Below are 25564 nucleotides of genomic sequence, written 5' to 3'. Positions count from 1 at the left end.
CAACAGAGCGGGCAAATGATTTCAGGCGATTCGATCGTTGCGCTGTCGAGCGGTCGGCTTCCGGCCGGTGTCGCCGTGCTGCGTATCTCCGGTCCGCAGACTCGATTCGTAGTCGAAACGATTGCCGGTGGCATGGTTAAGGACCGGGCGGCGGTTCTGCGCAGGTTCAGAGCGCCGGATGGAACCGTGCTCGACAGCGGGTTGGTCATCTTCTTTCCCGGTCCGGCGAGCTTTACCGGGGAGGACGTCGCGGAATTTCATGTCCATGGCGGTCGCGCCGTCGTGACGCGGATGTTGGAGATCATCGCCAGCTTTGACGGCGTCAGGCTCGCCGAACCCGGCGAATTCACGCGTCGCGCCTTTCTTAACGGCAAGGTCGACCTCGTCGAGGCGGAGGCGCTCGCGGACCTGGTCAATGCCGAGACCGAGGCGCAGCGACGTTTCGCGGTCCAGAATGCCGAGGGTGTCCAGAGCGAGCTCTATCTAAGCTGGCGCCGCCGGCTGGTCCATGCGCGGGCGATGATCGAGGCGGAGATCGACTTTGCCGATGAGGATGATGTGCCGGGATCCGTTTCGGATACGGTCTGGTCGGAGGTCCGGGCCATGATCGGCGAAATCGATCGCCACATCGCCGGATTTCACGCTGCCGAAATCATTCGCGACGGTTTTGAGGTGGTGATTCTGGGCGCGCCTAATGCCGGCAAGTCGAGTCTGTTCAACGCCTTGGCGCGGCGCGATGCAGCTATTGTAACGGATGAGCCCGGCACGACCCGCGACCTGCTCGAGGTGACGCTGGATCTCGGCGGCCTTCGCGTCAGGCTGACGGATACGGCCGGCTTGCGCGACGCACCGGGCAAGGTCGAGGCGATCGGCATCGAGAAGGCGCGGGCCAAGGCCGATCGTGCCGATCTCTTGCTGCTGCTGGAGGACATTTTGGCTCCCAGGGCCATCGGCGCGGTCGAGTCTACGGCACCTCTGTTGCGCGTCGGCACCAAGCTGGACCTGCTGGATGGGCAGGCGGCGGGTGATGCGGCTGGCAGATACGACTTCGTCATTTCAGTTATGAATGGCACTGGTGTGGAGGCGCTGCTCGCCGAAATCGGCCGTTGCGCGGCGGACGCGGCTGGCGACGTCGGCGATATCCTGCCGTCCCGCCTGCGCCATGTTGAACTGCTCGGTGAGGCGAATCGCCATTTGCTTCGCGCGATCGATGAGCACACCAGCGGCCAGGAACTGCGGGCCGAGGAGCTGCGGCTGGCGGCGGATAGGTTGGGCCGAATTGTCGGCGCGATCGATGTCGAAGATCTGTTGGATGTGATCTTTTCGCAGTTCTGCATCGGGAAATGATTCACGTGAAACTATGCGGCGTATTGCTTTCCGTGACTCACGTGAAACACAGCGATCCAGAATATGCCGTGTCCTATGAAGCAGGTGCGGGGGCAATTTGCGAGATAGTGGCGGATGGTGGCGCTGCCACCTCACCTGCCTGCCGGCATCCTCTCCCCGTATAGTGACGGGGACAGGGCGCTCGCAGAAATGGTTTTGCCAATCGCCGACGTCCCAAGAAGGGTGCCGGTGTTGCGGCCAGCTACTTTCTCCCCGTTACTATGCGGGGAGAAATGTCCGGCAGGACAATGAGGGGCGGGCGCCTTCCAGGACTGATTAGCCGTACCGATTGGCGCAGTACCGTCGCCGCGCTGCATCGCCCCTGTTTCACGTGAAACTTGTCGCGAAGTTTTCTTGACAGCTTGGCCCCGCGGGGACATGTGTCCCTCAATCTTCTTGAGTCCAGGATTTGAAATGACCGGTCACTATGATGTGGTTGTGGTGGGTGGCGGCCATGCGGGGTGCGAGGCGGCCAGTGCAGCCGCGCGCGCCGGCGCGAAAACCGCGCTGGTGACGCTGCGCTTCGACACAATCGGCGTGATGTCTTGCAATCCCGCGATCGGCGGGCTCGGCAAGGGCCATCTGGTCCGCGAGATCGACGCGATGGACGGGCTGATGGGCCGGGTGGCGGATGCCGCCGGCATCCAGTTCCGCCTGCTCAACCGGCGCAAGGGTCCGGCGGTGCGCGGCCCGCGCACACAGGCGGACAGAAAGCTCTATCGCCTTGCCATGCAGGAAGCGATTCGGCAGCAGAACGATCTCGACGTGGTCGAGGGCGAGGTGCTGGATTTCGAGATCAACGACGGACGGATCGCCGCTGTTCTGCTCGCCGACGGCCGCAGGCTTGCCTGCGGCGCCGTGGTGCTGACGACAGGCACCTTCCTGCGCGGCCTTATTCATATTGGCGAGAAGAAGATCGTCGCCGGCCGCATGAATGAGCAGGCGAGCCTTGGGCTGTCGGCGACGATGGACCGCGCCGGCTTCAAGCTCGGCCGCCTGAAGACCGGCACACCGCCACGGCTGGACGGAAGGACCATCGACTGGGTGTCGCTGGAAAGCCAGGCGGCGGATGACGATCCTGTGCCGTTCTCGCTGATGACCGATCGAATCGAGACACCGCAGATCGAGTGCGGCATCACCCGCACGACATCAGCCACGCATGAGCTGATCCGTGCCAATCTTGGCCGCTCCGCCATGTATTCCGGCTCGATTGAAGGCGTAGGCCCGCGCTATTGCCCGTCGATCGAGGACAAGATCGTCAAGTTCGGCGACCGGGACGGCCACCAGATCTTTCTGGAGCCGGAAGGGCTCGACGACGACACCGTCTATCCCAATGGGATTTCGACCTCGCTGCCGCAGGATGTGCAGCTCGAGATCCTCAAGACCATTCCGGGGCTGGAGCGTGCAGTCATGCTGCAGCCTGGCTATGCCATTGAATATGATCACGTCGATCCGCGCGAGCTGCAGCAGACGCTGGAGACCAAGCGCGTTGCCGGCCTCTTTCTCGCTGGGCAGATCAACGGCACGACCGGTTATGAAGAGGCGGCCGGGCAAGGCCTGCTTGCTGGCCTCAACGCGGCACGACGGGCGTCGGGCGGCGAACAGATCGTGCTCAGCCGCACCGAGGCCTATATCGGCGTGATGGTCGACGATCTGACCAGCCGCGGCATCAGCGAACCCTACCGCATGTTCACATCGCGGGCCGAATTCCGGCTGTCGCTGCGCGCCGACAATGCCGATGAGCGGCTGACGCCGCTCGCCGAAAAGCTGGGGATCGCCTCGGCGCAACGCATGCAGCGCTACGGTGATGTCATGCAGCGGCTCGACGCGGCGCGCGAATTGGCCAGGTCGGTGGCGATGACTCCGAATGAGGCGGCGCGGCATGGGCTGGAGATCAACCGGGACGGCGTGCGCCGGTCGGGTTATGAGCTGCTGGCCTATCCCGACGTGGATGTTGCCTGGCTGGCCAGGGTCGAGCCGAAATTTGCGGCGATCGACGCCAAGACCGCCGAGCGTCTCGAAACGGAAGCGAAATATTCTGTCTATCTCGACCGGCAGAGGAGCGATGTCGCGCAGATCCGCCACGAGGAGAGCCGGCTGATCCCCGAGACGGTGGATTTCGCCGGCGTGCCCGGCCTGTCCAACGAATTGAAGCAGAAGATGCAGGCGCGGCGGCCGCGGTCCATCGCCGACGCGCAACGCATGGAGGGCATGACGCCGGCGGCGCTGGCGATCATTGTCGCACATGTTCGGCACCATGAGAGTGTGCAGAGGCCCCAGGGCGATCAAAGGATTGTTGCGTGAGCTCTTTCTCTTGGAAGAGCCTGCAGGACGCGGCGGGCCCGGTTTCACGTGAAACATTCGATCGCCTGGTGGCGTTCGAAGCGATGTTCCAGAAATGGAATCGCAGCATCAATCTGGTGGCGCAGTCGACCGCGGGCGATGTCTGGCAGCGCCACATCCTCGACAGCGCGCAGCTGGCGCGCATAGAGCCCACTGCCGCGCGCTGGGTCGATATCGGTTCGGGCGGTGGATTTCCGGGCCTGGTCATGGCTTTCCTGCTCGCCGAGCGCGATGGGGCCAGCATCGATCTGGTGGAGAGCAACCGCAAAAAGGCTTCGTTCCTGCAGACCGTGATCGGCCAGTTCAACCTGCCGGCGCGGGTTGTCGCGCGCCGGATTGAGGACAGCCATGCGCTTGTTTCGCAACCGCAAATCGTCACGGCGCGGGCTCTGGCCTCGCTTTCGGTCCTGCTCGACCTGTCGGCGCCGTGGCTGATGTCGGGCGCACGCGGGCTGTTCCACAAAGGCCGGGATTATCGCGCCGAAGTGCAAGAAAGCGTTAACCGATGGGCCTTCGATCTGGTAGAACATGCCAGTGTGACGGACCCCCAAGGCGTGATCCTGGAACTGTCAAACCTGCGACCCGTCTGATCTTCGACTTGTCGGGCTATTTGGCGACCCAAAAATGAATTTCTGGCATAAACCCATGAAGAACGGCCCCCGAATCATCACCGTAGCCAACCAGAAGGGCGGTGTCGGCAAGACCACCACCGCCATCAATCTGGCCACCGCTCTGGCCGCGATCGGCGAAAAGGTGCTGATCGTCGACCTCGACCCGCAAGGCAATGCCAGCACCGGCCTCGGCATCGACCGCAAGGACCGCACGGTCTCGTCCTACGACGTGCTGACCGGCGAGCTGGAACTGGAAGCCGCGGCCATTCCGACAGCCGTGCCCGGCCTGTCGATCGTGCCGTCGACGCTCGACCTGCTCGGCATCGAAATGGAGATCGCCTCGGCGCCCGACCGGGTGCTGCGGCTGCGCAACGCCTTGCGTGCCGCCTCGGCGCGTTCGGCCGGCTTCGGCTATGTGCTGATCGACTGCCCGCCGTCGCTCAACCTTCTGACGTTGAATTCGATGGCGGCGGCCGATTCGGTGCTGGTGCCGTTGCAATGCGAGTTCTTCGCGCTCGAAGGTCTCAGCCAATTGCTGGAAACCGTCGAGCAGGTGCGCCGGTCGATCAATCCGGACCTCACCATCCAGGGCATCGTGCTGACCATGTATGACGGCCGCAACAATCTCGCCAACCAGGTGGTGCAGGATGTGCGCCAGCATATGGGCGACAAGGTCTACGAGACCATCATTCCGCGCAATGTGCGGGTGTCGGAGGCGCCGTCCTACGGCAAGCCGGCAATCCTTTACGATTTGAAGTGCTCTGGCAGCCAGGCCTATCTGCAACTGGCCTCGGAAGTGATCCGCCGCGAGCGTAAATTGCGCGCCGCTTGATTGGATCGGATGCAGAATTAACAGCCGATTCGATACCGAAACGATCCAAAGACGATTATCCAAGATAGACCTGGAATTGACATGAGCGAAGACCTTTCGAGGAAAAGACTGGGCCGTGGCCTGGCGGCACTGATCGGCGAGATCGATCGCCCGGCGGCGCCGGAAAAGCCCGGCATGAGCGCCGACGGCAAGGTGCCGATCGAGTTCGTGAGCCCCAACCCGAAGAACCCGCGCCGGCATTTTGGCGACGCCGAACTGACCGATCTCGCCCAGTCGATCCGCGAACATGGCGTGGTGCAGCCGGTGGTGGCGCGGCCGTCGCCGACGCAGGCGGGCCGCTACGAGATCATCGCCGGCGAGCGGCGCTGGCGGGCGGCGCAGCGCGCCGGGCTGACCGAGATCCCGGTCATCATCCGCGAGGTCAACGACCGCACCGCGCTCGAGCTGGCGATCATCGAGAACGTTCAGCGCACCGACCTCAACGCCGTCGAGGAAGCGCTGGGCTACCAGCAGCTGATCGACGAGCACGGCTACACCCAGGCCGATCTCGGCAATGTCATCGGCAAGAGCCGCAGCCATGTCGCCAACACGCTCAGGCTGCTGAAGCTGCCGGATGTGATCCGCGACATGCTGGTCGACGGCGCGCTGTCGGCCGGCCATGCCCGTACGCTGGTGACGGCGGAGGATCCGGCCGGCCTTGCCAAGCGCATCGTCGAGGAAGGGCTTTCCGTGCGCCAAGCCGAAGCGCTGGCGCAGATGCCGGCCGGCCCCACGCCGGCCAAACCGAAGCAGCCGCAAGCCGCGCCGGAAAAGGATACCGACACGCTGGCACTGGAAAAGCTGATGACCGACACGCTCGGCATGATCGTGGCCATCGATCACAAGGGCAAGGGCGGCGAGCTGCGGGTGTCCTATCGCTCGCTGGAGCAGCTGGATGAGCTGTGCCGGAGATTGAAGCAGGAACGGTAGTTAGCCGGCGAATTGTATTAAGCGGAAGCTTGATTTGACGTAGAGAAAAGGAGGGCTGGCCGTTGGGTCAGCCCTTTCTTTTTGCGGCGCTGGTGATTGTCGAAATCGGCGAAACCGCCGATCCCCCCTCGTGGGGGAGATGCCCGGTAGGGCAGAGGGGGCGCCGTTGGGCGCTGCCTCTGTCATCTGCGGCTGGCCGAGAACTCGCATCACGATCGATCGAGAGGTCGGCGGGCCAGCGCCCCCCTCTGGCCAGCCATCTCCCCCACGCGGGGGGAGATCGGCCAATCGCCGACCGCAGCTCCAGTCTAGCACTCTGCTTGACAGTGCCCGGCAACGGCGTAATTTATATTAGACATGGCTTAAATTAATTGCCCTGGCGTGCCGGTCGCGGCGAGGGCCATTTGCCATTCCTGCAGTCGTTGTGAAATGGCACCGCCTCGCCAAAAGAATATGCCGACGCGCCTGACGCATGGGAGGTGCAAATGGCAGTCCGTTGGCAATTGTCCGGAAGTTACTTCGAAAATTGCAGCTGCGATGTCGTGTGTCCTTGCCTGCTGTCCACCAAGGCGCAGCTGACATCGAGGCCGACGAAAGGCGTTTGCGACGTCGGCCTGGTCTTTCATGTCGATACGGGCAATTACGGCGACGTTCGATTGGATGGGCTCAGTGTGGCACTGGTTGCTCACACGCCGGGTCCGATGGCAGACGGCAATTGGACGGCCGCGGCCTATATCGACGAACGGGCCGATGACAGGCAGACAGAGGCGCTGGGTGCCATCTTCACTGGCGCCGCGGGCGGCCCCATGGCGGTGTTGGCACCCATGATCGGCACGAACCTCGGCGCCAAGAAGGTGCCGATAGACTACCGCATAGACGGCAAGAAGCGGTCGGTGGCGATTGCCGGCGTCATGCAGCTGGCGGTCGAGCCGCTGCCGACAATGCGCGAGGACGGGCAGATGTGGGCGGCCACCGGCCATCCTGTCAATCCCGACTGGCTCGGCATGGCGATGGGGGCGCAAAGCAGTACGTTCAGCGACCATGGCATGAGCTGGGACAATTCCGGGCAAAACGGACATTACGCCCCAATCAACTGGTCCGGCGAGTAGCTGTTGGCCGCATAGTACGGGAGGATCGCTCGCCTAACGCTGCCCCAGCCTGGCGCTTTCCACCGCAATGCCGAGCAGCGCTTGGCGCGCCAGCGCTTCCGACAGATCGGGCCGTTTGCGGGTCTGCAGCACGGCAGTCTGCAGCCGGGTCAGTGCGCGGCTCAGCGCATCGCTGCTCCAGCGCTCCAGCGCTTTCTCCACCAGCTTGCGCCGCGAAAAGAAAACCGGCGGGCGGGCGCCGGCGACGACCGATGCGGCATTGCGCCCGGCCGAGTCCATCTGGCCGCGCATGATTTGAATCTGCTGCAGCTGGCGCATCGCCGAGGACAACACCAGGAAGGGCGGGCCGCCGGACTGGCAGTGGCGGGTGAAGGCGGTGTCGAAGTCGCCGATCTTGCCTTCGAGCAGCGCGTCGACGGCATCGTCGAACGAGGCGCCGGACACGTCGCCCGACATCGCCCTGACATCGTCCAGGCCGATCTCCTTCTGGCCATGGGCGTAGAGGATGAGCTTTTCGATCTCGCCGCGCGAAGCGAGCCTGTCGCCGCCGAGATTGCGGCGCAGCGCTTGTCTGGCTTCCAGCGTCATCGACATGCCGGCCTTGCGCAATTCGTCGTCGATGACGGTGTCGATGTCGCGGGCCTCGTCGGCGTAGCAAGGCAACGCCATGGCGTTGTCGGCGCTCTCGACCACGGCGCGCAAGCCGACGCCCTTCTTGAGGTCGCCGGCCTCGATCAGGATGATGGCATCGCGCGCGGGCTCCGCCGTCAGCGCCTTGACGTCCTCGGCCAGCGCCTTCTGGCCGGTGGCATTGCGCACCCAGAGCAGCCGGCGGTCGGAAAACATCGGCACGGTGCGGGCCTCGTCCAGCAGCCGGCCCTCGTCGCGATCGACCTCCGAGCCCTCGAGCCGGACCACGGAAAAGGGATCGTCGAGCGGCAGGCCGGTCTTTTCGGCAAAGGCTTTAGCACGCTCGGAGACGAGGCCGCGATCGGGGCCGTAGAGCAGGACGATGGAGATGCGCGCGTCAGGCCGCGCGAGCCAGGAATCGACCTCGAAAGCTTTCTTCTGTGCCATGGTGGGTGGTTAGCATGATGTGGGGTTGGGGTGAATGGCGATCGGCACCGACGCTCTTTTCCTTCTCCCCTTGTGGGAGAAGGTGTCGCCGAAGGCGACGGATGAGCGACTATCTGAGGTGTCAAGTTGCATTTGCGAATTCGTTACGCGCGTCGCGTGCTTTTGCATTGAGAATGACGAGCAGCTTGCGGGCGAGCGCAATGCGGATGACCATTTTCTCCTTTCCGGCAGTCTGCAACCGTTGCTTGAAAGCTGCCAGATGCGGATCATATTTGGCAACGATGCTGGCAACGAGAAAGAGGACGCCGCGCGGCCCTGCCCGACCGCCGCGCACTGGTCTTCGACCGCTGCGCTTGCCACTGTCATTGGCGATCGGCGCCAGGCCGGCCAACTTGGCGATGGCCTTGTTGGAGAGGATGCCGATCTCCGGCAACTGCGCCATCAGCCGCGCCACGGTGCGAGAGGCAACACCCTTGAGCGAGCGGAAGGCTCGGTCGAGGCATGCTCACAGCGGATCGTCATCGATGAGCGTGGCGATCTCACCTTCGAGCCTGCGGCTCTGGCGCGCAAGCAGCGCGATCACTTCATCGAGGCTGGCGATAGTTTCGGCGTCGGCGGTGCTCTTGCGCTGCTTTTGAATGGTGAGATCTCCTCCCACCTGGGAAAGCCGCGCAACCAGCGCCTTGAGCCGCTGCTGGGCCGCGCTCGGCGGCGGCGTCGGCTTGAGCCGCTTGACGGCACCATAACGGGCAATCACGGCGGCATCGATTCTGTCGGTCTTCTCCAGGAAACCCATTGCCTCGGCGAAGTAGCGAACGCTCCTCGCGTTGGCCATGCCGCAGGGTTGGCCCATCTCCCACAAGAGCAGGAAGGCCAGCCGTTCGTAGCCGCCACTGGCCTCCATGATGACGAGTTCGACATCATGGTTCTGACACCAGGCGGCCAGATCGGCGATGCCTGCCGCATCGTTGGCGAAGCGGTTTGCCGCTCCCATCGGCTCGATATGGGCGTCGAGCCAGTCTTTCGAAATATCTATTCCACAGAGGGTCGTGTTCACGGTAACCTGCCTTGTGCGTGCGATTGGAGCCAAGCGACTATTCGGTCGTGCGTGACGAAGACGAAGATCCCAGGCTCATCCACGGTTGTAGCCGCAGGGGTGTCGGGCGACTTCGCCAAGCCTCGAATCGGATGGCCGTCCGGTTCGAGGCTCAGTCGCTTCCATCGCACAAAGTCTCCTCCGTGCAGATACAAGGGGTGTTCCAGGGAACGCTAACGCCGCACTCCGATGGAACACCCTCATCCGTCTCGGCGCTGCGCGCCGATCCACCTTCTCCCACAAGGGGAGAAGGAAGACCGCGCGATGGTCCGCCGCTCAATCGCCTTATCTTCCGACAACCCCTGCCCAAGCTTGCGCCAAATTGCGCGCCGCCGTGAAACATCGACAAGAAATTTCGCGGACATATCTTCATCTTGGCGTAGGGGAGGCTGGATCGGCCGGCGCGGCCGGTCCGACGACCTTCGGCGAATTCGCACTGGACGCGCGGATGTGCAAATATCGGCGCCAGGCAACATTGGAGGACGAAGGTCATGGCCGATGCTGGGATGTTGCATTTCCACGTGCCGGAGCCGGAAGTGCGGCCGGGCGGCACGCCTGATTTCTCCAACGTGACCATCGCCGCGGCCGGCTCGGTGCCGCGCCCCGACATCGATGTCGATCCGCGCACCATCCGCGACATGGCCTTTTCGATCATCCGCGTGCTGAACCGCGATGGCGAAGCCGTCGGCCCGTGGGCCGGGCTGCTGTCCAATGAAGAACTGCTGGAAGGCCTGCGCCATATGATGACGCTCCGGACCTTCGACGCCCGCATGCAGATGGCGCAGCGCCAGGGCAAGACCTCCTTCTACATGCAGCATCTCGGCGAAGAGGCGGTGAGCTGCGCCTTCCGCAAGGCGCTTAGTCCAGGCGACATGAATTTTCCGACCTATCGGCAGGCCGGCCTGCTCATCGCCGACGGCTATCCGATGGTCACGATGATGAACCAGATCTATTCCAACGAGGCCGACCCGCTGAAGGGCCGGCAGCTGCCGATCATGTATTCGTCGAAGGAGCACGGCTTCTTCTCCATCTCCGGCAATCTGGCGACGCAGTACATCCAGGCGGTCGGCTGGGCGATGGCCTCGGCGATCTCGAACGATTCCAAGATCGCGGCGGCCTGGATCGGCGACGGCTCGACGGCGGAATCCGATTTCCACTCCGCGCTGGTGTTCGCCTCCACCTACAAGGCGCCGGTGGTGCTCAATGTCGTCAACAACCAGTGGGCGATCTCGACCTTCCAGGGCATAGCGCGCGGCGGCTCCGGCACCTTCGCGGCCCGGGGCCTCGGTTTCGGCATCCCGTCGCTGCGTGTCGACGGCAACGACTATCTCGCCGTCCATGCGGTGGCCAAATGGGCGGCCGAGCGGGCGCGGAAGAATCTCGGGCCGACGCTGGTCGAATATGTCACCTACCGCGCCGGCGCCCATTCCAGTTCGGACGATCCGTCGGCCTACCGGCCGAAGACCGAATCCGACGCCTGGCCGCTCGGCGATCCGATCGTGCGGCTGAAGAACCATCTGATCGGGCTCGGCGCCTGGTCGGACGAACGCCACGCGCAGGCCGAGGCCGAAATCCTCGACACGGTGATCGCGGCGCAGAAGGAGGCGGAAAGCCACGGCACGCTGCATGCCGGCGGCAAGCCGTCGACGCGCGACATGTTCGAGGGCCTCTATGCCGAGATGCCGCCGCATCTGCGGCGCCAGCGCCAGCAGGCGGGAGTCTGAGCCATGCCGAGACGGACCATGATCGAGGCCATTCGCGACGCCATGGATGTGTCGATGGGGCGCGACGACAAGGTCGTCGTGTTCGGCGAGGATGTCGGCTTCTTCGGCGGCGTCTTCCGCTGCACGCAGGGCCTGCAGGCCAAATACGGCAAGAGCCGCTGCTTCGACGCGCCGATCAACGAATCCGGCATTGTCGGCTCGGCCATCGGCATGGCCGCCTACGGGCTGAAGCCCTGCGTGGAAATTCAGTTTGCCGACTACATGTATCCGGCCTACGACCAGCTAACCCAGGAAGCGGCACGGCTGCGCTACCGTTCAAACGGCGATTTCACCTGCCCGATCGTGGTTCGCATGCCGACCGGCGGCGGCATTTTTGGCGGCCAGACGCACAGCCAGTCCCCGGAAGCCTTGTTCACCCATGTGTCCGGGCTGAAGACTGTCGTGCCGTCCAACCCGCATGACGCCAAGGGGCTGCTGATCGCGGCAATCGAGGATCCCGATCCGGTGATTTTCCTCGAGCCGAAGCGGCTCTACAACGGCCCCTTCGACGGCCATCACGACCGGCCGGTGACGCCGTGGTCGAAGCATGAGCTCGGCGAGGTCGCCGACGGTCACTACACCGTGCCGCTCGGCAAGGCGGCGATCCGCCGGGCCGGCTCTGATGTCACCGTGCTCGCCTACGGCACCATGGTCTATGTCGCGCAGGCCGCGGCCGAGGAGACCGGCATCGACGCCGAGATCATCGATCTGAGAACGCTTTTGCCGCTCGACCTCGATGCCATCGTCGCCTCGGTCAAGAAGACCGGGCGCTGCGTCATCGTGCATGAGGCGACGCTGACCTCCGGCTTCGGCGCCGAGCTGTCGGCGCTGGTGCAGGAAAACTGCTTCTACCATCTGGAGGCGCCGGTGGCGCGGGTCGCCGGCTGGGACACGCCCTATCCGCACGCGCAGGAATGGGATTATTTCCCCGGTCCCGCCCGGGTCGGCCGCGCGCTGATCGAAACATTGGAAGCCTAGAGTGGGGGAGGCCTGACATGGGCGAACACATCATCAAGCTTCCCGACGTCGGCGAAGGCGTTGCCGAGGCCGAGCTCGTCGAATGGCACGTCAAGGTCGGCGACATGGTGCGCGAGGACACCGTGCTTGCCGCCGTCATGACCGACAAGGCGACGGTCGAGATCCCTTCCCCCGTCGATGGCGAGATCCTGTGGCTGGGCGCCGAGATCGGCGACACGGTGGCGATCGGCTCGCCCATCGTGCGGCTGAAAGTGGCGGGCGAGGGCAATGTAAAGCCGCAGGGCGATGCCAAGGCCGAGGCGGTGGCCGCCGAGCCGCCGGCCAAGCTGCCGACGCCGAAGCCGGAGACCGCCGCGCCGGTCGCGAAGACCCCGCCAAAGGCCGGCGCCCTGGAGGCGAAACCCGCTCCGGCCGTTGCGAAAAGCTCCGAGCAGAGGTCCGTCCCCGGCGGGCCGCGCCCGGAGGGTGAAAAGCCGTTGGCGTCGCCCGCCGTGCGGCTGCGCGCGAAGGAGGCTGGCATCGATCTCAGGCAAGTCACGGGAAGCGGCCCGGCTGGGCGCATCGGCCATGAGGATATCGAGGCGTTCCTGGCGCGCGGGCCGCAGGTCGCCAAGGCATCGGGCCTGGCGCGCAACGATGCCGTCGAGGACATCAAGGTGGTGGGCTTGCGGCGCAAGATCGCCGAGAAGATGACGCTGTCCAAATCGCGCATCCCACACATCACCTATGTCGAGGAGATCGACGTCACTGCACTCGAGGACTTGCGCGCCGCGCTCAACAAGGAGAAGCGGGCGGACAGGCCGAAGCTGACATTGCTGCCGTTCCTGATGCGGGCGATGGTCAAGGCGATCGCCGACCAGCCCCAGCTCAATTCGCTGTTCGACGACGAGGCCGGCATCATCCACCAGCATGGCGGCATCCATATCGGCATCGCCGCGCAGACGCCGTCCGGGCTGGTGGTGCCTGTCGTCAAACACGCCGAGGCGCGCGACATCTGGGATTGCGGCGCCGAGGTCAACAGGCTGGCCGAGGCGGCCAAGTCAGGCACGGCGACCCGTGACGAGCTGTCCGGCTCGACCATCACCATCACCTCGCTCGGCGCCATGGGCGGCATTGCGACGACGCCGGTCATCAACCATCCGGAAGTGGCGATCATCGGCGTCAACAAGATGATGGTGCGGCCGGTGTGGGACGGCACGCAGTTCATCCCGCGCAAGATGATGAACCTGTCGTCCAGCTTCGACCACCGGGTAATCGACGGCTGGGTCGCGGCGGTGTTCGTGCAGCGCATCAAGGCGCTGCTGGAAACGCCGGCGCTGATCTTTGTGGATTGAGGGATGCAGTCGTCATGAAAGAAATCTCCTGCAAGCTGCTCGTCATCGGCGCCGGTCCGGGCGGTTATGTCTGCGCCATCCGTGCCGGCCAGCTCGGCGTCGACACGGTCATCGTCGAGGCCGGTAAGCCCGGCGGCACCTGCCTCAATGTCGGCTGCATTCCGTCCAAGGCGCTGATCCATGCGGCGGAGGAGTTCGAGAAGGTCGCCCACATGGCCGGCGGCAAGAGCCCGCTCGGCATCTCGGTATCGGCGCCCGTGCTCGACCTTGGCAAAACCGTCGCCTGGAAGGACGGCATCGTCAGCCGGCTCAACAGCGGCGTCGCCGGCCTGCTAAAGAAGGCCGGCGTCAAGACCGTGCATGGCTGGGCGACGTTCCGCGACGGCAAGACCGTCGAGGTCGAGACCGAGACGGGAAGCCAGGTGATCCGGGCCGAGACGATCGTCATCGCCACCGGCTCGGCGCCGGTGGAACTGCCGTTCCTTCCCTTTGGCGGGCCAGTGATATCGTCCACGGAAGCGCTGGCTTTGAGTGCGGTGCCCAAGAAGCTTGCGGTGGTCGGTGGCGGCTATATCGGGCTGGAGCTCGGCATGGCCTTCGCCAAGATGGGCGCCGAAGTGACCGTGGTCGAAGCCATGCCGCGCGTGCTTGCGCAATATGACGCCGAGCTGACGCGGCCTGTCGTGAAGCGGCTTGCGGCGCTTGGCATCGAAGTCATGACCGGGGCCAAGGCCAAGGGGCTGTCGACCCAGGGACAGGCGGGCAAGGGCGACGCGCTGCTGGTCGAGACGGCGGACGGCAAGAATGCCAAGGTTTCCGCCGACAAGATCCTGGTGACGGTTGGGCGCAAGCCGGTGACCGAAGGCTGGGGCCTGGACCAGATCGACCTCGATAGGACAGGCAAGTTCATCAGGATCGACGACCAGTGCCGCAGCTCGATGCGCGGCATCTTCGCCATCGGCGACGTCACCGGCGAGCCGATGCTGGCGCATCGGGCGATGGCGCAAGGCGAAATGGTCGCCGAGATCGTCGCCGGTCACAAGCGCAACTGGGACAAGCGCGCAATCCCCGCCGTCTGCTTCACCGATCCGGAGCTGGTGACGGTTGGGCTGTCGCCGGAGGAGGCCAAGGCTCAGGGCGAGATCAAGATCGGGTTGTTCCCGTTTGCCGCCAATGGACGGGCGATGACGAAGCTCGGCGAGGATGGTTTCGTCCGCGTCGTGGCGCGGGCCGACAACCATCTGGTGCTCGGTATCCAGGCGGTCGGGCAGGGCGTGTCGGAACTGGCTGCGGCGTTCGGCCTGGCGCTGGAGATGGGGGCGCGGCTGGAGGATATCGCCGGGACCGTCCACGCGCATCCGACGCAAGGCGAGGGGTTCCAGGAAGCGGCGCTGAAGGCGCTCGGGCACGCGCTGCATATTTAGAGGGAGCGGTTCTTCCTTCTCCCCTTGTGGGGTCCGAAGGACGGGGCGAGACAAGTGGCTCGCCCGGGGCGGTGTCGCCGAAGGCGACGCAGGAGGGGTGTTCCAGCGGAGCGAGGCGTTGGAGTGCCCTGGAGCACCCCTCATCCGTCTCGGCGCTGCGCGCCGATCCACCTTCTCCCACAAGGGGAGAAGGAAGAGGAGCGGCTCCTCAGCTCGCGAGCCGGCTCACCATCTCATGTTGCGCATAGGCCCGCCCGAAACGATTGGCCAGAAAGGGACCCAGCGCGATGTCTTCCTGCTTGACGAAGCCGGTCGCCGGCAGGCTGCCGTCGGCCAGCATGTCGAGAACGGCGCAGATGCCTGAGGCCGTGGTGATCTGGATGGCGCTGCGTACCTGGTTGCCGACGCGCTGCGAGTAGATCTTGTTGGCGTAGGTTTCCTGCAGCAGGCGACCGTTGCGGCGGCCGGAGACGGTGACGAAGACGATGACCACGTCCTGCAGCGTCGCCGGCAGCGCGCTTTCAAAAATGTCCTTCAGCACGTCGCGGCGGTGGCGCAGGCCAAGGTCGTTGAGCAGCGCCTTCATGATGGCGGCGTGGCCGGGATAGCGGATGGTGCGGTAATTCAGCGTGCGCACCTTGCCCTTCAGCGTCTCGGCCAGGGTGCCGAGCCCGCCCGAAGTGTTGAACGCCTCATAGGTGACACCGTCGAGCGAGAATTCCTCGCGCTCCTCCAGCGGCGGCACTTCGATCAGCTCGCCCTCGACGATCGCCTCGCAGGGCTCGCAATATTCGTTGATGACGCCGTCGGTGCTCCAGGTCAGATTGTAGTTCAGCGCATTGGACGGGTATTGCGGCAGCGCGCCGACGCGCATGCGCACGCTTTCCAGCGTGTCGAAGCGGCTGGCGAGATCATTGGCGACGATCGAGATGAAGCCCGGCGCCAGGCCGCATTGCGGGATGAAGGCGCTCTTGCCCGAACGCGCCAGTTCCTTGACGCGGCGGGTCGAGACGACGTCCTCGGTGAGGTCGAGGTAATGCACGCCGGCACTGGCCGCCGCTTCGGCGATGCGCGTGGTGAGATGGAAGGGGGCGGCGCTCAGCACCGCGAACTTGCCGGCGAGCGCTGCTTCCAGCGCCCCGGCCGCCGCGATGTCGAGTTCGAGCGTCTCGACGCCGGCGGGCACTTCGGCCGCGGCAAGCTGCGCCGCCGAGCGGTCGACGAGGGTGACGCGGTAGTCGCCGGTCGCGGCGAGCATTCCGGCGATGGTCGAGCCGATCTTGCCGGCGCCGACGATAACGATGTTGTTCATGGTCAAATACCCCTGCCAATTTCGATTTGCTTTACGCAAGTCCGGACGGAAACCGCTTCACACTTCCTGGAATTGCTCGCGAATTGGCGGAATCATCGCAGCATGCCTGTCGAAAGGAAGTGTGAAATCTGGCAGAGTGAACCCTATCTTTCATCGATCCGCCGAAGGAGATCGTCGAAATGCTCAGTGAAGCCGAACAGGCGCTGCTTTCCCTGCTGCGTTCCAACGCCCGCGCCTCGACGGCCGAACTGGCGCGACGGCTCGGCGTGTCGCGCACGACGGTGCAGAGCCGGATTGAGCGGCTGGAGCAGCGCGGCATCATATCCGGCTACGGCGTCAAGCTTTCGCCGGACTATGAGCAGGGTCTGGTCAAGGCGCATGTGCTGCTCACTGTCACGCCCAAGCTCGCCGACAAGGTGGTGCGCGCCCTGCAGGCGCTGCCGCCGGTCAGGACGCTGCATTCGGTGAGCGGCAATTTCGACATGATCGTCATCGTCGACGCGCCGTCGATCCGCGACCTCGACGCGCTGCTCGACCAGATCGGCGCCATGGACGGGGTCGAGCGAACCTCGTCGTCGATCATCCTGTCGACGCGCATCGATCGGTGAAGGCCGGCTCCGGCTGTGCCGCCGGATCACCCGTGAACAATTTCAACCTCTTACTGATTTGTAAGAACCCGGCAAAGCGGCCGTATGGCTGGTGAGGCAGTGTGACGCCTGGACCGCTGCGGCTAAGATCATCCCGAGCCGAAAGCCTGTCGTGTTCCGAGAGGTGGCTTTGACCGTACCGCGCAATATTCCCGCCCAGGCTGGCCAGCGGATCTGGATCACGATCGGCATCATCCTGCTGGCTGCCGCCTGCCTGACCGTCGTCATGGCGGGAAATGGCCCGGCGCCGGAGTCCCACATGTTCTGGTTCTGGTAGGACACCAGATGCAGATCGAGGAGACCTGGCAAGGCGCCGGCGTAGCCACGTGGCCCGCTTCCAGCGCGGCGCGCGCTTTTCCGTTACACCCGGCTTCCCAGATGGCACTTCTCGTCGCCGTGTTCCTGGCCTTCAGGATCGCGCTTGCATCGGTCATTCCGTTGTCGATCGACGAGGCCTACGCGGTCGTGGTGTCGCGCAGCCATTCGCTTTCCTATTTCGATCATCCTCCGATCGGCTTCGCGCTTGCCCGGTTCATGGCAGATGTCTCCGGCTGCGAATGCCGGCTTGTGGTGAGGCTCCCCTATGTCGTGCTCGGCTCGCTGTCGGCGCTGTTGCTGTTTGCACTGACCCGGTATGCCTACGGCGCCATCGCCGCTTTCTGGGCCGTGGCCTGGTATACGGTCGCCCCGTTCTTTCTCATCTCCGCCGGCCATTTCGTCGTTCCCGACGGGCCGCTTGATTTCTTCTTGCTTGCCGCCGCGTGCCTGGCCGCGCCGATGCTCCTGGGCGCAGACTCACGTTTTGCGTTGCTGCGCTGGTGCGCGGCCGGCGTGGCGCTCGGGTTGGCGCTGGCGTCGAAATATCAGGCCGGCCTGTTCTGCATCTCGGCGCTGCTGGTCCTGCCGCTGACGAAACCCGGCCGCGCCCAGCTTGCAACCGCAGGGCCATGGGTGGCCGGAGCCATCGCGGCACTTGGCCTGCTGCCGGTCGTAATCTGGAACATGGATCATGGCTGGATTTCCCTGGCATTCCAGTCCGGGCGGGGCACCGCCAATGACGGCCATCTGCTGCATCCCGGCAACCTCGCCGTCACGTTGCTCGGCCAGGCGCTGTATGTCTGGCCGCCGATCTGGGCGGTCGCCATGGCGTGCCTGTGGCGAGGCGCGTGGAGCGGCACGGCGGCCGATCGCCTCTTCGTGCTGCTCTCGGCGCTGCCTGTCGTGTTCTTCGACCTGATCGCCCTGGTCAGCGCGCACTCGCTGCCGCACTGGTCGATGAGCGGCTTCCTGTTTGCCTTTCCGCTCGTCGGTCAATGGTGCGCCGTATTCTCGTTGCGCAGGCCAAGACTGCTCGTGGTGTCCATCGTCGTCGCCGCCGTCGTGGTTCCGCTTCTGGCCACCGGGTTCGCGGTGCAGGCGACGACCGCGGCATTGACCAGGCCCTTCTTCCAAAGGGCGTCGAAGTTCGACGTCAACTGGCAGCTCGTCGATTGGTCCGCGCTGTCGGACAGCAAGGTTGCCGACGAGATCAGGCGCGCCAACGGATATGTCGTTGCCACCAACTGGATGCAAGCCGCCAAGCTGGCCTACGAACTTGGTCCGGACATTCCGATCGTGGTGCTTCCCGGAGATCCGCGCCACTTCCAGTTCATGGACGACAGGCGCCTCGCCGGCCAAACCAAGGGCTTTTTCATCGGCGCCATGAATTTCCGCGACGACGAGGCCGCTCAGGAGAAAGCCTATCGCGACAGTGTCGGCGGGCTGTTCGTCGTCGACGGCGACGCCCGGCACATGACGCAACGGCTTTCCGGCTTTCCGGTCTTCGACATGCTGATCCTGCCCGTGACGCGCCCGGCGCCGCCGCTCCCGGAAGCCAATGTCCAGCCGCCTCGGGGACAGCCATGAACCAGGCGGCCCCCCAGCACGGCGCCCTTGCATTGGCGACCGACAGCGTATTCCCCGTCGCGGCCCGGCATGGCGGCCCGGAATTAACGATCGTGGTTCCGACCCTGAACGAGCGCGCCAATATCGGCCTGCTGGTGGCCCGGCTGCGGCAATCGCTGGCACGCATCGACTGGGAAGTGGTGTTTGTCGATGACGACTCGAAGGATGGCACGATCCGGGCGGTCCGCGACATCGCCGCCGGCGATCACCGTGTTCGCGGCATCAGGCGCATTGCCAGGCGCGGTCTTGCCGGCGCCTGCCTCGAGGGCATCCTGTCGAGCTCGGCGCCGATCGTGGCCGTCATGGACGGTGACCTGCAGCACGACGAAAAATGCCTGCCCGCCATGTTGGCGATCCTGCAAGGCGGCGAGGCCGAACTGGTGATTGCCAGCCGCTACCAGAGGGACGGCAGCGCCAGCGGCGGGTTCACCAGGCTGCGGTCCGGCGCCAGCCGGCTAGCGACGCACCTTGCGCGCCTGCTTCTGAAAACACCGATCAATGATCCGATGAGCGGGTTCTTCATGCTGCGCAGGGAAATCGTCGACGCGGTGGCGCCCCGGCTGTCGCGGCAAGGCTTCAAGGTCCTGCTCGACATTGTCGCGTCTTCGCCGAGCGCCATCAGGATCAAGGAAATCCCCTACGTGTTCGGCCCGCGCCTGCACGGAGAGAGCAAGCTCGATTCCCTTGTCGCGCTTGAATATGCCGGCCTGCTGGTCGCGAAAATGTCGGGAGACCTGATCTCGACGCGCTTCCTTGCCTTCGGCCTGGTCGGATCCGCCGGTGTCGTCGTCCATCTCGCGGTTCTGCATGCATTGCTGCCGCACGGGCTGTCGTTTGCCGTCGCCCAGACAACCGCCATGTTCACGGCGATGGCCTTCAACTACACGCTGAACAACGCCTTCACCTATCGCGACCAGCGCCGGCGGGGCTGGCGGTTCCTGACCGGCTTGCTCATGTTCGCGGCGCTGTGCAGCTTTGGCGTCGTGGCAGGTGTCGGCGTGTCGACGCTTCTCTATAGCGGCCACTCACGCTGGTGGGTCGCCGGCCTTGCCGGCGCCGTCGTCGGCTCCGCGTGGAACTACATCACCAATTCCGCCATAACCTGGCGCCGGCAGTAGACTAGGAAGCGGCGACCAGAGGGAAACTCACCATTACGGCAAGGCCGGGCCGGCAATCCTCGAGGGCGATGGTGGCGCCGTGCAGATCGGCGATGGCCCTGACGAGGCTCAGCCCGAGGCCGCTGCCCGGCGTCGAGCGGCTGTGGTCCAGCCGGTAGAGCCGCTGGAAGACCTTTTCGCGTTCGTCGGCGGGGATGCCGGGTCCATTGTCGGCGACGCCGGCAAGGACATGATCGCCGTCGCGCGCCACCGACAGCTTGATCGTCGTGCCGGGCGGGCAATGGCGCAGCGCGTTCTCGACCAGATTGGCGAACATCTGCGTCAGCAGTTCCGGGTCGCCGTGGATGCGGCCGGCGGTCTGATGCAGCTCGACCGACGACAGCGACTTGCCGTCATCCTCGGCCACGTCGGTGTAGATCTCGGCGATGGTTTGCAGGATTTCGCCGAGGTCGACATCGGTGAACCGCGCCTTGCGCGCGCCGGCCTCGATCTGCGCAATGCGCAGCAGCGCGTCGAACGTCTCGTTGATCTGCAGGCTCTCGGCATGCGCCTCGGCCAGTTCACTGCCGACTTTCTGGCCCGACAGGTTCTTTTCCGACGCGCTGTCGAGGATCATCTGCAGCCGGTTGAGCGGCGTTTTCAGGTCGTGCGCGATGTTGGCGCTGACCTGCTTCATGCCGTCCACCAGGCCCGACAGGCGATCGAGCGCCGCGTTGACCTGGCTGGAGACGACGTCGATGTCGTCGCCCGTGCCGGTCAGCGGAATGCGGGCATCGAGCCGGCCATGCGAGACATCGACCATGGTGGCGGCGATGCCGTCGAGACGGAGCTGGACACGCGAGGCAAGCAGGGCGCCGCCGGCGACCGCCAGCCCGGTGATGATCAGGGTCGCCCAGCCGAAGCTCATCAGCATGATCGTCTCCAGTTCCTCCGTCTCGGACAGGCTGATGGCGACCGTCAGGGTGTTGCTGCCGACCGCGCCCGAATAGGCGCGGTACTCGGTACCTTGGGGCAGGTCGGGCATTTCGGCGCCGAACATCGAAAAGCCGTCGGGAAGCCCCGCGGCGGTGAAGTTGCCGGCCAGCCGGTTGCCGGCCGCGTCGGTCAGCGAAAACAGCTGCTCCTTCTTCGGGCTGCGCGTGGCGTGGCTCTCGACGGTCTCGACCAGTTCCTTGGGATCATTGTCGGCATAGCTCGCGGCGATGACGGCGTAGGTTTCCTTGATGGTGTCGTCGAGTTGCCCGGCCAGATCGGCGCTCATCATCTGGTAGACGATGGCACCCGACAGGATGAAGGCCAGCATGAACAGGAAGGCGAAAGTGAGGGCGAGCCGGAACGGCGTGCTGCGCAGCAGGCGAGACCAGCTTCCGGTCATGGCGCAAGCGGTGCGTGCAGGCTGTAGCCGGTGTTGCGGATGGTATGGATGAGCTGGGCCTCGAACGGCTTGTCGACCTTGGCCCGCAGCCGGCTGATATGGGTCTCGACAACACTGGTCTTGGGATCGAAATGAAAGTCCCAGACGCGCTCCAGAAGCATGGTGCGGGTGATCACGCGGCCCTCGCCGCGCATCAGCACCTCCAGCAGGCTGAATTCGCGCGGCTGCAGGTCGATCGGCTGGCCCTGGCGCGTGACGCGCCGCATGATGAGGTCCATTTCGAGGTCGGCGACCCGCAGCATCGTCTTTTGCTCCTGCGCCGCCGGCCTGCGTCCGAGCGCATTGATGCGGGCAAGCAGCTCGGAAAAGGCGAAGGGCTTGACCAGATAGTCGTCGCCGCCGGCCTCCAGGCCCTCGACGCGGTCGTCGATGCCGCCGATGGAGGTGAGGAAGATCGCCGGCGTGCGCACGCCGGCCGCGCGCACCGCCTTGATCATCGACAGGCCGTCCAGACCGGGGATCATTCGGTCGGCGACGATCACGTCATAGCTGCCGCTGGTGGCAGCAAAAAGCGCGTCATGGCCGTTGCGCAGGAGGTCGCAGACATGGCCGGCCTCGGTCAGTCCCCTGACGATATAGTCCGCCGTCTTGTGGTCGTCCTCGACAAGAAGAAGTCGCATCGCTGTTCCGGTTGATCGCCGATATCGGGCACAGGCTATCACCGGCACGGCCCCGTTCCTAGGATGGCAGGATGGCTTTGGCGGGGGCTTTCGCCATAAACCTTCGAGATTGGCCGAGGCCTTCCCCACGTTCGTCATCCTAGGGCAAAGCAGGAGCGAAACTCCGTCGCGAAGACCCTGGGATCCATTCCGTGACCTTGGTCATAGAGTGCAATGGAGCTGAATTCTGCACCGCTGCGTCGCTTTGAAGTCGCGGCATGAATCCTCGGGTCTGCGCTGCGTCGCTGCGCTCCTTGCTCCGCCCGTGGATGACGAAGTGGTGGGGTTCTCTGCCAATTGTCAGCGCTAGCGCATCCTCACAGTCCTTAATCCTGCTCCAGCAGGATCTCGTCGGCATCGTCGGCCGTTCTCTTCAGCGTCATGTAGAGAACGAGTGCCGCGATGCAGCCCAGGAAGATCAGGCTGGTGAAGGTGGTGCCGAAGCCGAGGCCGCCATATTCGGCCGGCTGCGACAGAAGATCGCCGAAGGAGGCGCCGAGCGGGCGCGTCAGGATATAGGCCAGCCAGAAGGCGAGGATGGCGTCGAGGTGAATGAGATAATAGGCCAGCGCGATCAGCGCGATGACGCCGCCGAACATGAGGCCCGACGTGAGATAACCCATGTCGAAACTCTCGGCGACGAGATCGCCGGCGGCGGTGCCGAGCGAGAAGGTGAACAGGATCGCCAGCCAGTAGAAGATCTCGCGCCTCGTCGTGAAGATGGTGTGGATCGACAGTGTTCTTTCGCTCGCGTACCAGACCGCGAAGGTAGCCACGAGCGCCACCGAAAAGGCAATCGTCGTCGTCTGCAGACGCACGCCGAAAGTATCGACGAGGTTGTCGGTGATCAGCGTGCCGACGACGCTGATCAGCACCACCGCCAGCCAGTAGGCCCAGGGCACGTAGCGCTTCTGCGCGAACTGCAGGCCAAGGGCGACGATCAGCACCCCGGTCATGATCAGCGAGGTGACGGTCAGCCCGAGCCCGAGATTGACGGCGAGATAATCGGCCGCCGTCTCGCCCATGGTGACCGCCATCAGCTTGATCAGCCAGAAGTCGAGCGTGACCTCCGGAACCCTGTTACGGTTCGGTCCAGTGGTTTTGTTGGGAGAGAGCATGGCGGCCGTCCTTATGGTTGCCGGATCTACTTGCCCATGACCTTCATGGCCTGGGCGAAGAAGTCGTCGGCGCGCTTGTCGTCGTCGGCATTGCAGCGTTCGATGCCCTTGGTCTCCAGCTCCGAGACCTTGGCCTTGTCGGCAGCGCTGAGCGTGGCCGTGGCCTCCGCTGCGCGAAGGGTCTTCAGCGTCTCCTCGCAAGGCGCGGGGCCTGCGAAAACGGAGGACATCGAGGCGGCGATGGCGAGCGCGCCACCTGCGACGGCAAGTGCGTATCTCTTCATGGAAAAATTCCCTATCTGATGCCGGTGATCCCGGCCGCGGCAATTGCAGCCGAGCCCTAATTGGCGGACCGGCATCTGAACGATAAGGAAGCGACTTCACTCCAGCCTGTCCCGTGGCATACAAATTCGTAAGGATGGCCGTGATTGGCGCAAAAGGCCTTTACGAACGCCGCGTGCTGCGCTGATAGAAAGCGGCGGCCTTGTATCCGCCATCAATGGCGCGCCCCAGTGGCCGAACCCGTAATCCGTGCCCCAGGAAGACACGAATGACCTACGCGTCCCTCAAGCCTGTTTCACAGGCCTTCGTGCAGCGAAAGCGGCTGATCTTCGTTCGGGTGGCGGCGGTGCTGGCGGTGCTGCTGCTGTTTCTCACCAAGCCGGCGCTCAGCGAGGGCTCGAACGGTCACGAAACGCTCGAATTCCTGGGCTTCTGCCTGGTGCTCGCCTGCGTTGCCGGCCGGCTGTGGAGCATCCTCTATGTCGGCGGCAAGAAGAACGAGGAGCTGGTTTCGACGGGGCCGTTCTCGATGAGCCAGAACCCGCTCTATTTCTTCTCGACGGTGGGCGCGGTCGGCATCGGTCTGCTCTACGGCTCGCTGGTGGCGGCGGCCGTGCTTGGCGTCGCCAGCTTCCTCATCTTCCGCGTCACGGCGCGCAAGGAAGCCGAATATCTGCTGGGCAAGTTCGGCCCGGCCTATTCCGCCTATATCAAGACGACGCCGCGCTTCTGGCCGAACCCGCTGCTCTACCGCGACGACGACCAGCTGCAGTTCTCGACCCGCGCACTCAAGCGCACCTTCTTTGACGGGCTCTATTTCCTCGCCATCTTCCCGGCCATCGAACTGATCGAGTACTTGCGGCAGACGGGCCTGCTGTTCCCGGCCTTCTTCACCCTGTACTGATCGGCCATTGTCCGGCTAATTTGCGGGTCATGCAGCACTTCGAGGAGCCTGTGGTATCGGCTGGAGGCGAAGGGGCCAATGTGACGGTCTTCACGGCCGAACACCCGGCCGTCTGGGCCGACCTGATCGCGGCGGTGCCGGCCGAGGCCGGCGATCGGCTGGCGGCGCTGCGGGAGATCGCCGGGGTCACCGGTGTGGCGTGCTACAGCGAGGACCGCCCGGAGGCAATCGTGGTCGGGCAGCGCCGGCCGGCGGCAGCGATGCTGCGCATCGCCTTGTTCTGGTCTGCTCCGAATTTCATCGCGGGTGACGGCCTGCGCCTGCTGGAGGCGCTGGAGAAGGAGGCGCTTGCGCAAGACGTGCTCTGCCTGCGCGCCGACGAGGATACGGCGCAGCGCATCGGCGGCCAGTGGCAGCGCCGCGACGGGTTCCTGCAACGCTGGACCGGCAGCGAACCGAACCGCCGGCAGGTTCCGCCATCCTGGCCGCAGACGGCGGGTTTTACCTGCGGGCCGTCGGCGCTGGCCATGGCGATGGCCGGGATCGATCCGGCCTTGCGGCCGAACCGGGCGCTGGAGGTCGAACTCTGGCGCGAGGCCACCACCATCATCGGCCCGAGCGGTCCGGGCGGCTGCGACCCCTACGGCCTGGCGCTGGCGGCGCGCCGGCGCGGCCTGCGGGCCGAAATATTCGTGAGCAGCGCCGAACCGATTTTCCTCGACCGGGCCAGCTCGGAGGAAAGGCGCGGGCTGATGAGCTTCGTTCAGGCCGGCTTCAAGCGCGAGGCCGAAGCCGCGTCATTGCCGATCGAGAGGCGCGCCTTTGCCGTCGAAGAAATCGGCCAGGCGCTCGATCGCGGCCTGTCGGCGCTGGTGCTGATCGACCAGGCGCCGATGATGGGCCACACCTGCCCGCACTGGGTGCTCGTCCATGACCATGGCGACGGCGTCTATTTCCTCAACGATCCCTGGATCGAGCCAGACCGGCTCGAACAGAAGATGGACGTCGTCGACCTCCCGGTTAGGGCGGCGGAACTCGACCGGATGGCCTGGTACGGCAATCCGGCCTACCGCGCCGCGGTGCTGGTCGGGCGATAACGGCTGGGGGATTAGCGGAGGCCTCCATTGCTTCGTCATCCTCGGTTCTTCGCGACGCCGCTACGCGGCTGCTTCGCCCGTGGATGACGAAGTCGGAAGGCCCGGCTGATCCCGAACGCCTATGAT

Annotated in this window: 22 protein-coding genes and 1 pseudogene; 16 read left to right on the top strand and 7 right to left on the bottom strand. The window is 64.8% G+C overall.

Annotation, left to right across the window (positions count from 1 at the left end; translation table 11 throughout):
* Positions 1-15: 15 nt before the first annotated feature.
* The 6 genes from mnmE to ACLGL5_RS06225 all read left to right on the top strand — a co-directional run bounded on the left by mnmE (position 16) and on the right by ACLGL5_RS06225 (position 7250).
* Positions 16-1347: a tRNA uridine-5-carboxymethylaminomethyl(34) synthesis GTPase MnmE gene (mnmE, locus tag ACLGL5_RS06250; RefSeq protein ID WP_069090577.1), complete on the top strand. Its 1332-nt coding sequence runs from the start codon at positions 16-18 to the stop codon at positions 1345-1347.
* Between the two features lie 453 nt (positions 1348-1800).
* Complete coding sequence (gene mnmG / locus ACLGL5_RS06245; RefSeq protein WP_069090576.1) at positions 1801-3690, top strand: tRNA uridine-5-carboxymethylaminomethyl(34) synthesis enzyme MnmG; 1890 nt, start codon at positions 1801-1803, stop codon at positions 3688-3690.
* A complete protein-coding gene (gene rsmG / locus ACLGL5_RS06240) occupies positions 3687-4319 on the top strand; it encodes a 16S rRNA (guanine(527)-N(7))-methyltransferase RsmG (RefSeq protein WP_019862173.1) in 633 nt (210 codons plus the stop codon). The genes mnmG and rsmG overlap by 4 nt, the downstream gene beginning before the upstream one ends.
* 55 nt (positions 4320-4374) lie before the next feature.
* Entirely contained in the window at positions 4375-5172 is a 798-nt protein-coding gene (locus ACLGL5_RS06235; protein WP_019862172.1) for a ParA family protein, read from the top strand.
* Between the two features lie 81 nt (positions 5173-5253).
* Positions 5254-6141: a ParB/RepB/Spo0J family partition protein gene (locus ACLGL5_RS06230; protein WP_069090575.1), complete on the top strand. Its 888-nt coding sequence runs from the start codon at positions 5254-5256 to the stop codon at positions 6139-6141.
* Between the two features lie 485 nt (positions 6142-6626).
* Positions 6627-7250: a DUF1326 domain-containing protein gene (locus tag ACLGL5_RS06225; protein WP_027047564.1), complete on the top strand. Its 624-nt coding sequence runs from the start codon at positions 6627-6629 to the stop codon at positions 7248-7250.
* A 33-nt stretch (positions 7251-7283) separates the two neighbouring features.
* Here the strand turns inward: ACLGL5_RS06225 and holA are convergent, their stop codons facing one another.
* Complete coding sequence (gene holA / locus ACLGL5_RS06220) at positions 7284-8327, bottom strand: DNA polymerase III subunit delta (RefSeq protein ID WP_069090574.1); 1044 nt, start codon at positions 8325-8327, stop codon at positions 7284-7286.
* 121 nt (positions 8328-8448) lie between these two features.
* Positions 8449-9384: pseudogene (locus ACLGL5_RS06215) on the bottom strand (IS110 family transposase).
* 530 nt (positions 9385-9914) lie between these two features.
* Between ACLGL5_RS06215 and ACLGL5_RS06210 the strand changes: the two are divergent.
* Genes ACLGL5_RS06210 through lpdA form a run of 4 tightly spaced genes read left to right on the top strand, consistent with a single transcriptional unit; the run spans position 9915 to position 14922 of the window.
* Positions 9915-11147 (top strand): 3-methyl-2-oxobutanoate dehydrogenase (2-methylpropanoyl-transferring) subunit alpha, encoded by a 1233-nt coding sequence (locus tag ACLGL5_RS06210; protein WP_069090573.1) that lies wholly within the window; start codon positions 9915-9917, stop codon positions 11145-11147.
* Between the two features lie 3 nt (positions 11148-11150).
* A complete protein-coding gene (locus ACLGL5_RS06205; protein ID WP_019862166.1) occupies positions 11151-12164 on the top strand; it encodes an alpha-ketoacid dehydrogenase subunit beta in 1014 nt (337 codons plus the stop codon).
* 17 nt (positions 12165-12181) lie between these two features.
* Positions 12182-13498 carry a dihydrolipoamide acetyltransferase family protein gene (locus ACLGL5_RS06200; protein WP_069090572.1) on the top strand — a complete coding sequence of 439 codons (1317 nt, stop codon included), beginning with the start codon at positions 12182-12184 and terminating at the stop codon, positions 13496-13498.
* A 14-nt stretch (positions 13499-13512) separates the two neighbouring features.
* Positions 13513-14922, top strand: a complete 1410-nt coding sequence (lpdA, locus tag ACLGL5_RS06195; protein WP_069090571.1) for a dihydrolipoyl dehydrogenase — start codon at positions 13513-13515, stop codon at positions 14920-14922.
* A 208-nt stretch (positions 14923-15130) separates the two neighbouring features.
* On the opposite strand, the gene ACLGL5_RS06190 is transcribed toward lpdA, so the two are convergent.
* Entirely contained in the window at positions 15131-16234 is a 1104-nt protein-coding gene (locus ACLGL5_RS06190) for a saccharopine dehydrogenase family protein (protein WP_069090570.1), read from the bottom strand.
* A gap of 179 nt (positions 16235-16413) precedes the next feature.
* Here ACLGL5_RS06190 and ACLGL5_RS06185 point away from each other — a divergent pair, with 179 nt between their 5' ends.
* The 4 genes from ACLGL5_RS06185 (at position 16414) to ACLGL5_RS06170 (ending at position 19943) form a co-directional block, all read left to right on the top strand.
* Entirely contained in the window at positions 16414-16842 is a 429-nt protein-coding gene (locus ACLGL5_RS06185; RefSeq protein WP_038650757.1) for an Lrp/AsnC family transcriptional regulator, read from the top strand.
* A gap of 169 nt (positions 16843-17011) precedes the next feature.
* Positions 17012-17158, top strand: coding sequence for a hypothetical protein (locus ACLGL5_RS06180; protein ID WP_155249142.1), 147 nt, complete (start codon positions 17012-17014; stop codon positions 17156-17158).
* 101 nt (positions 17159-17259) lie between these two features.
* A complete protein-coding gene (locus ACLGL5_RS06175) occupies positions 17260-18786 on the top strand; it encodes an ArnT family glycosyltransferase (protein ID WP_171903231.1) in 1527 nt (508 codons plus the stop codon).
* Entirely contained in the window at positions 18783-19943 is a 1161-nt protein-coding gene (locus ACLGL5_RS06170; RefSeq protein WP_083246492.1) for a glycosyltransferase family 2 protein, read from the top strand. The genes ACLGL5_RS06175 and ACLGL5_RS06170 overlap by 4 nt, the downstream gene beginning before the upstream one ends.
* A 1-nt stretch (position 19944) precedes the next feature.
* Here the strand turns inward: ACLGL5_RS06170 and ACLGL5_RS06165 are convergent, their stop codons facing one another.
* From ACLGL5_RS06165 to ACLGL5_RS06150, 4 genes are all read right to left on the bottom strand, one after another.
* On the bottom strand, positions 19945-21318 hold the full coding sequence (locus tag ACLGL5_RS06165; protein ID WP_069090568.1) for a HAMP domain-containing sensor histidine kinase: 1374 nt from the start codon (positions 21316-21318) through the stop codon (positions 19945-19947).
* Positions 21315-21998 (bottom strand): winged helix-turn-helix domain-containing protein, encoded by a 684-nt coding sequence (locus tag ACLGL5_RS06160; protein WP_019862157.1) that lies wholly within the window; start codon positions 21996-21998, stop codon positions 21315-21317. The genes ACLGL5_RS06165 and ACLGL5_RS06160 overlap by 4 nt, the downstream gene beginning before the upstream one ends.
* A 365-nt stretch (positions 21999-22363) precedes the next feature.
* Positions 22364-23155: a COG4705 family protein gene (locus tag ACLGL5_RS06155; RefSeq protein ID WP_038650742.1), complete on the bottom strand. Its 792-nt coding sequence runs from the start codon at positions 23153-23155 to the stop codon at positions 22364-22366.
* A 26-nt stretch (positions 23156-23181) separates the two neighbouring features.
* Positions 23182-23439, bottom strand: a complete 258-nt coding sequence (locus tag ACLGL5_RS06150; protein WP_027047561.1) for a hypothetical protein — start codon at positions 23437-23439, stop codon at positions 23182-23184.
* A gap of 266 nt (positions 23440-23705) precedes the next feature.
* On the opposite strand from ACLGL5_RS06150, the gene ACLGL5_RS06145 reads away from it, so the two are divergent.
* Together ACLGL5_RS06145 and ACLGL5_RS06140 are read left to right on the top strand one after the other, a co-directional pair.
* Entirely contained in the window at positions 23706-24341 is a 636-nt protein-coding gene (locus ACLGL5_RS06145; RefSeq protein WP_019862154.1) for a methyltransferase family protein, read from the top strand.
* An 80-nt stretch (positions 24342-24421) separates the two neighbouring features.
* Positions 24422-25438: a peptidase C39 family protein gene (locus ACLGL5_RS06140; RefSeq protein WP_245307004.1), complete on the top strand. Its 1017-nt coding sequence runs from the start codon at positions 24422-24424 to the stop codon at positions 25436-25438.
* The last annotated feature ends 126 nt before the right edge of the window (positions 25439-25564 follow it).

This window comes from Mesorhizobium sp. U510 (genome assembly GCF_059180695.1).
Note: the sequence above shows the minus strand (reverse complement) of the source record. Positions and strands in the feature narration are given on the sequence as shown.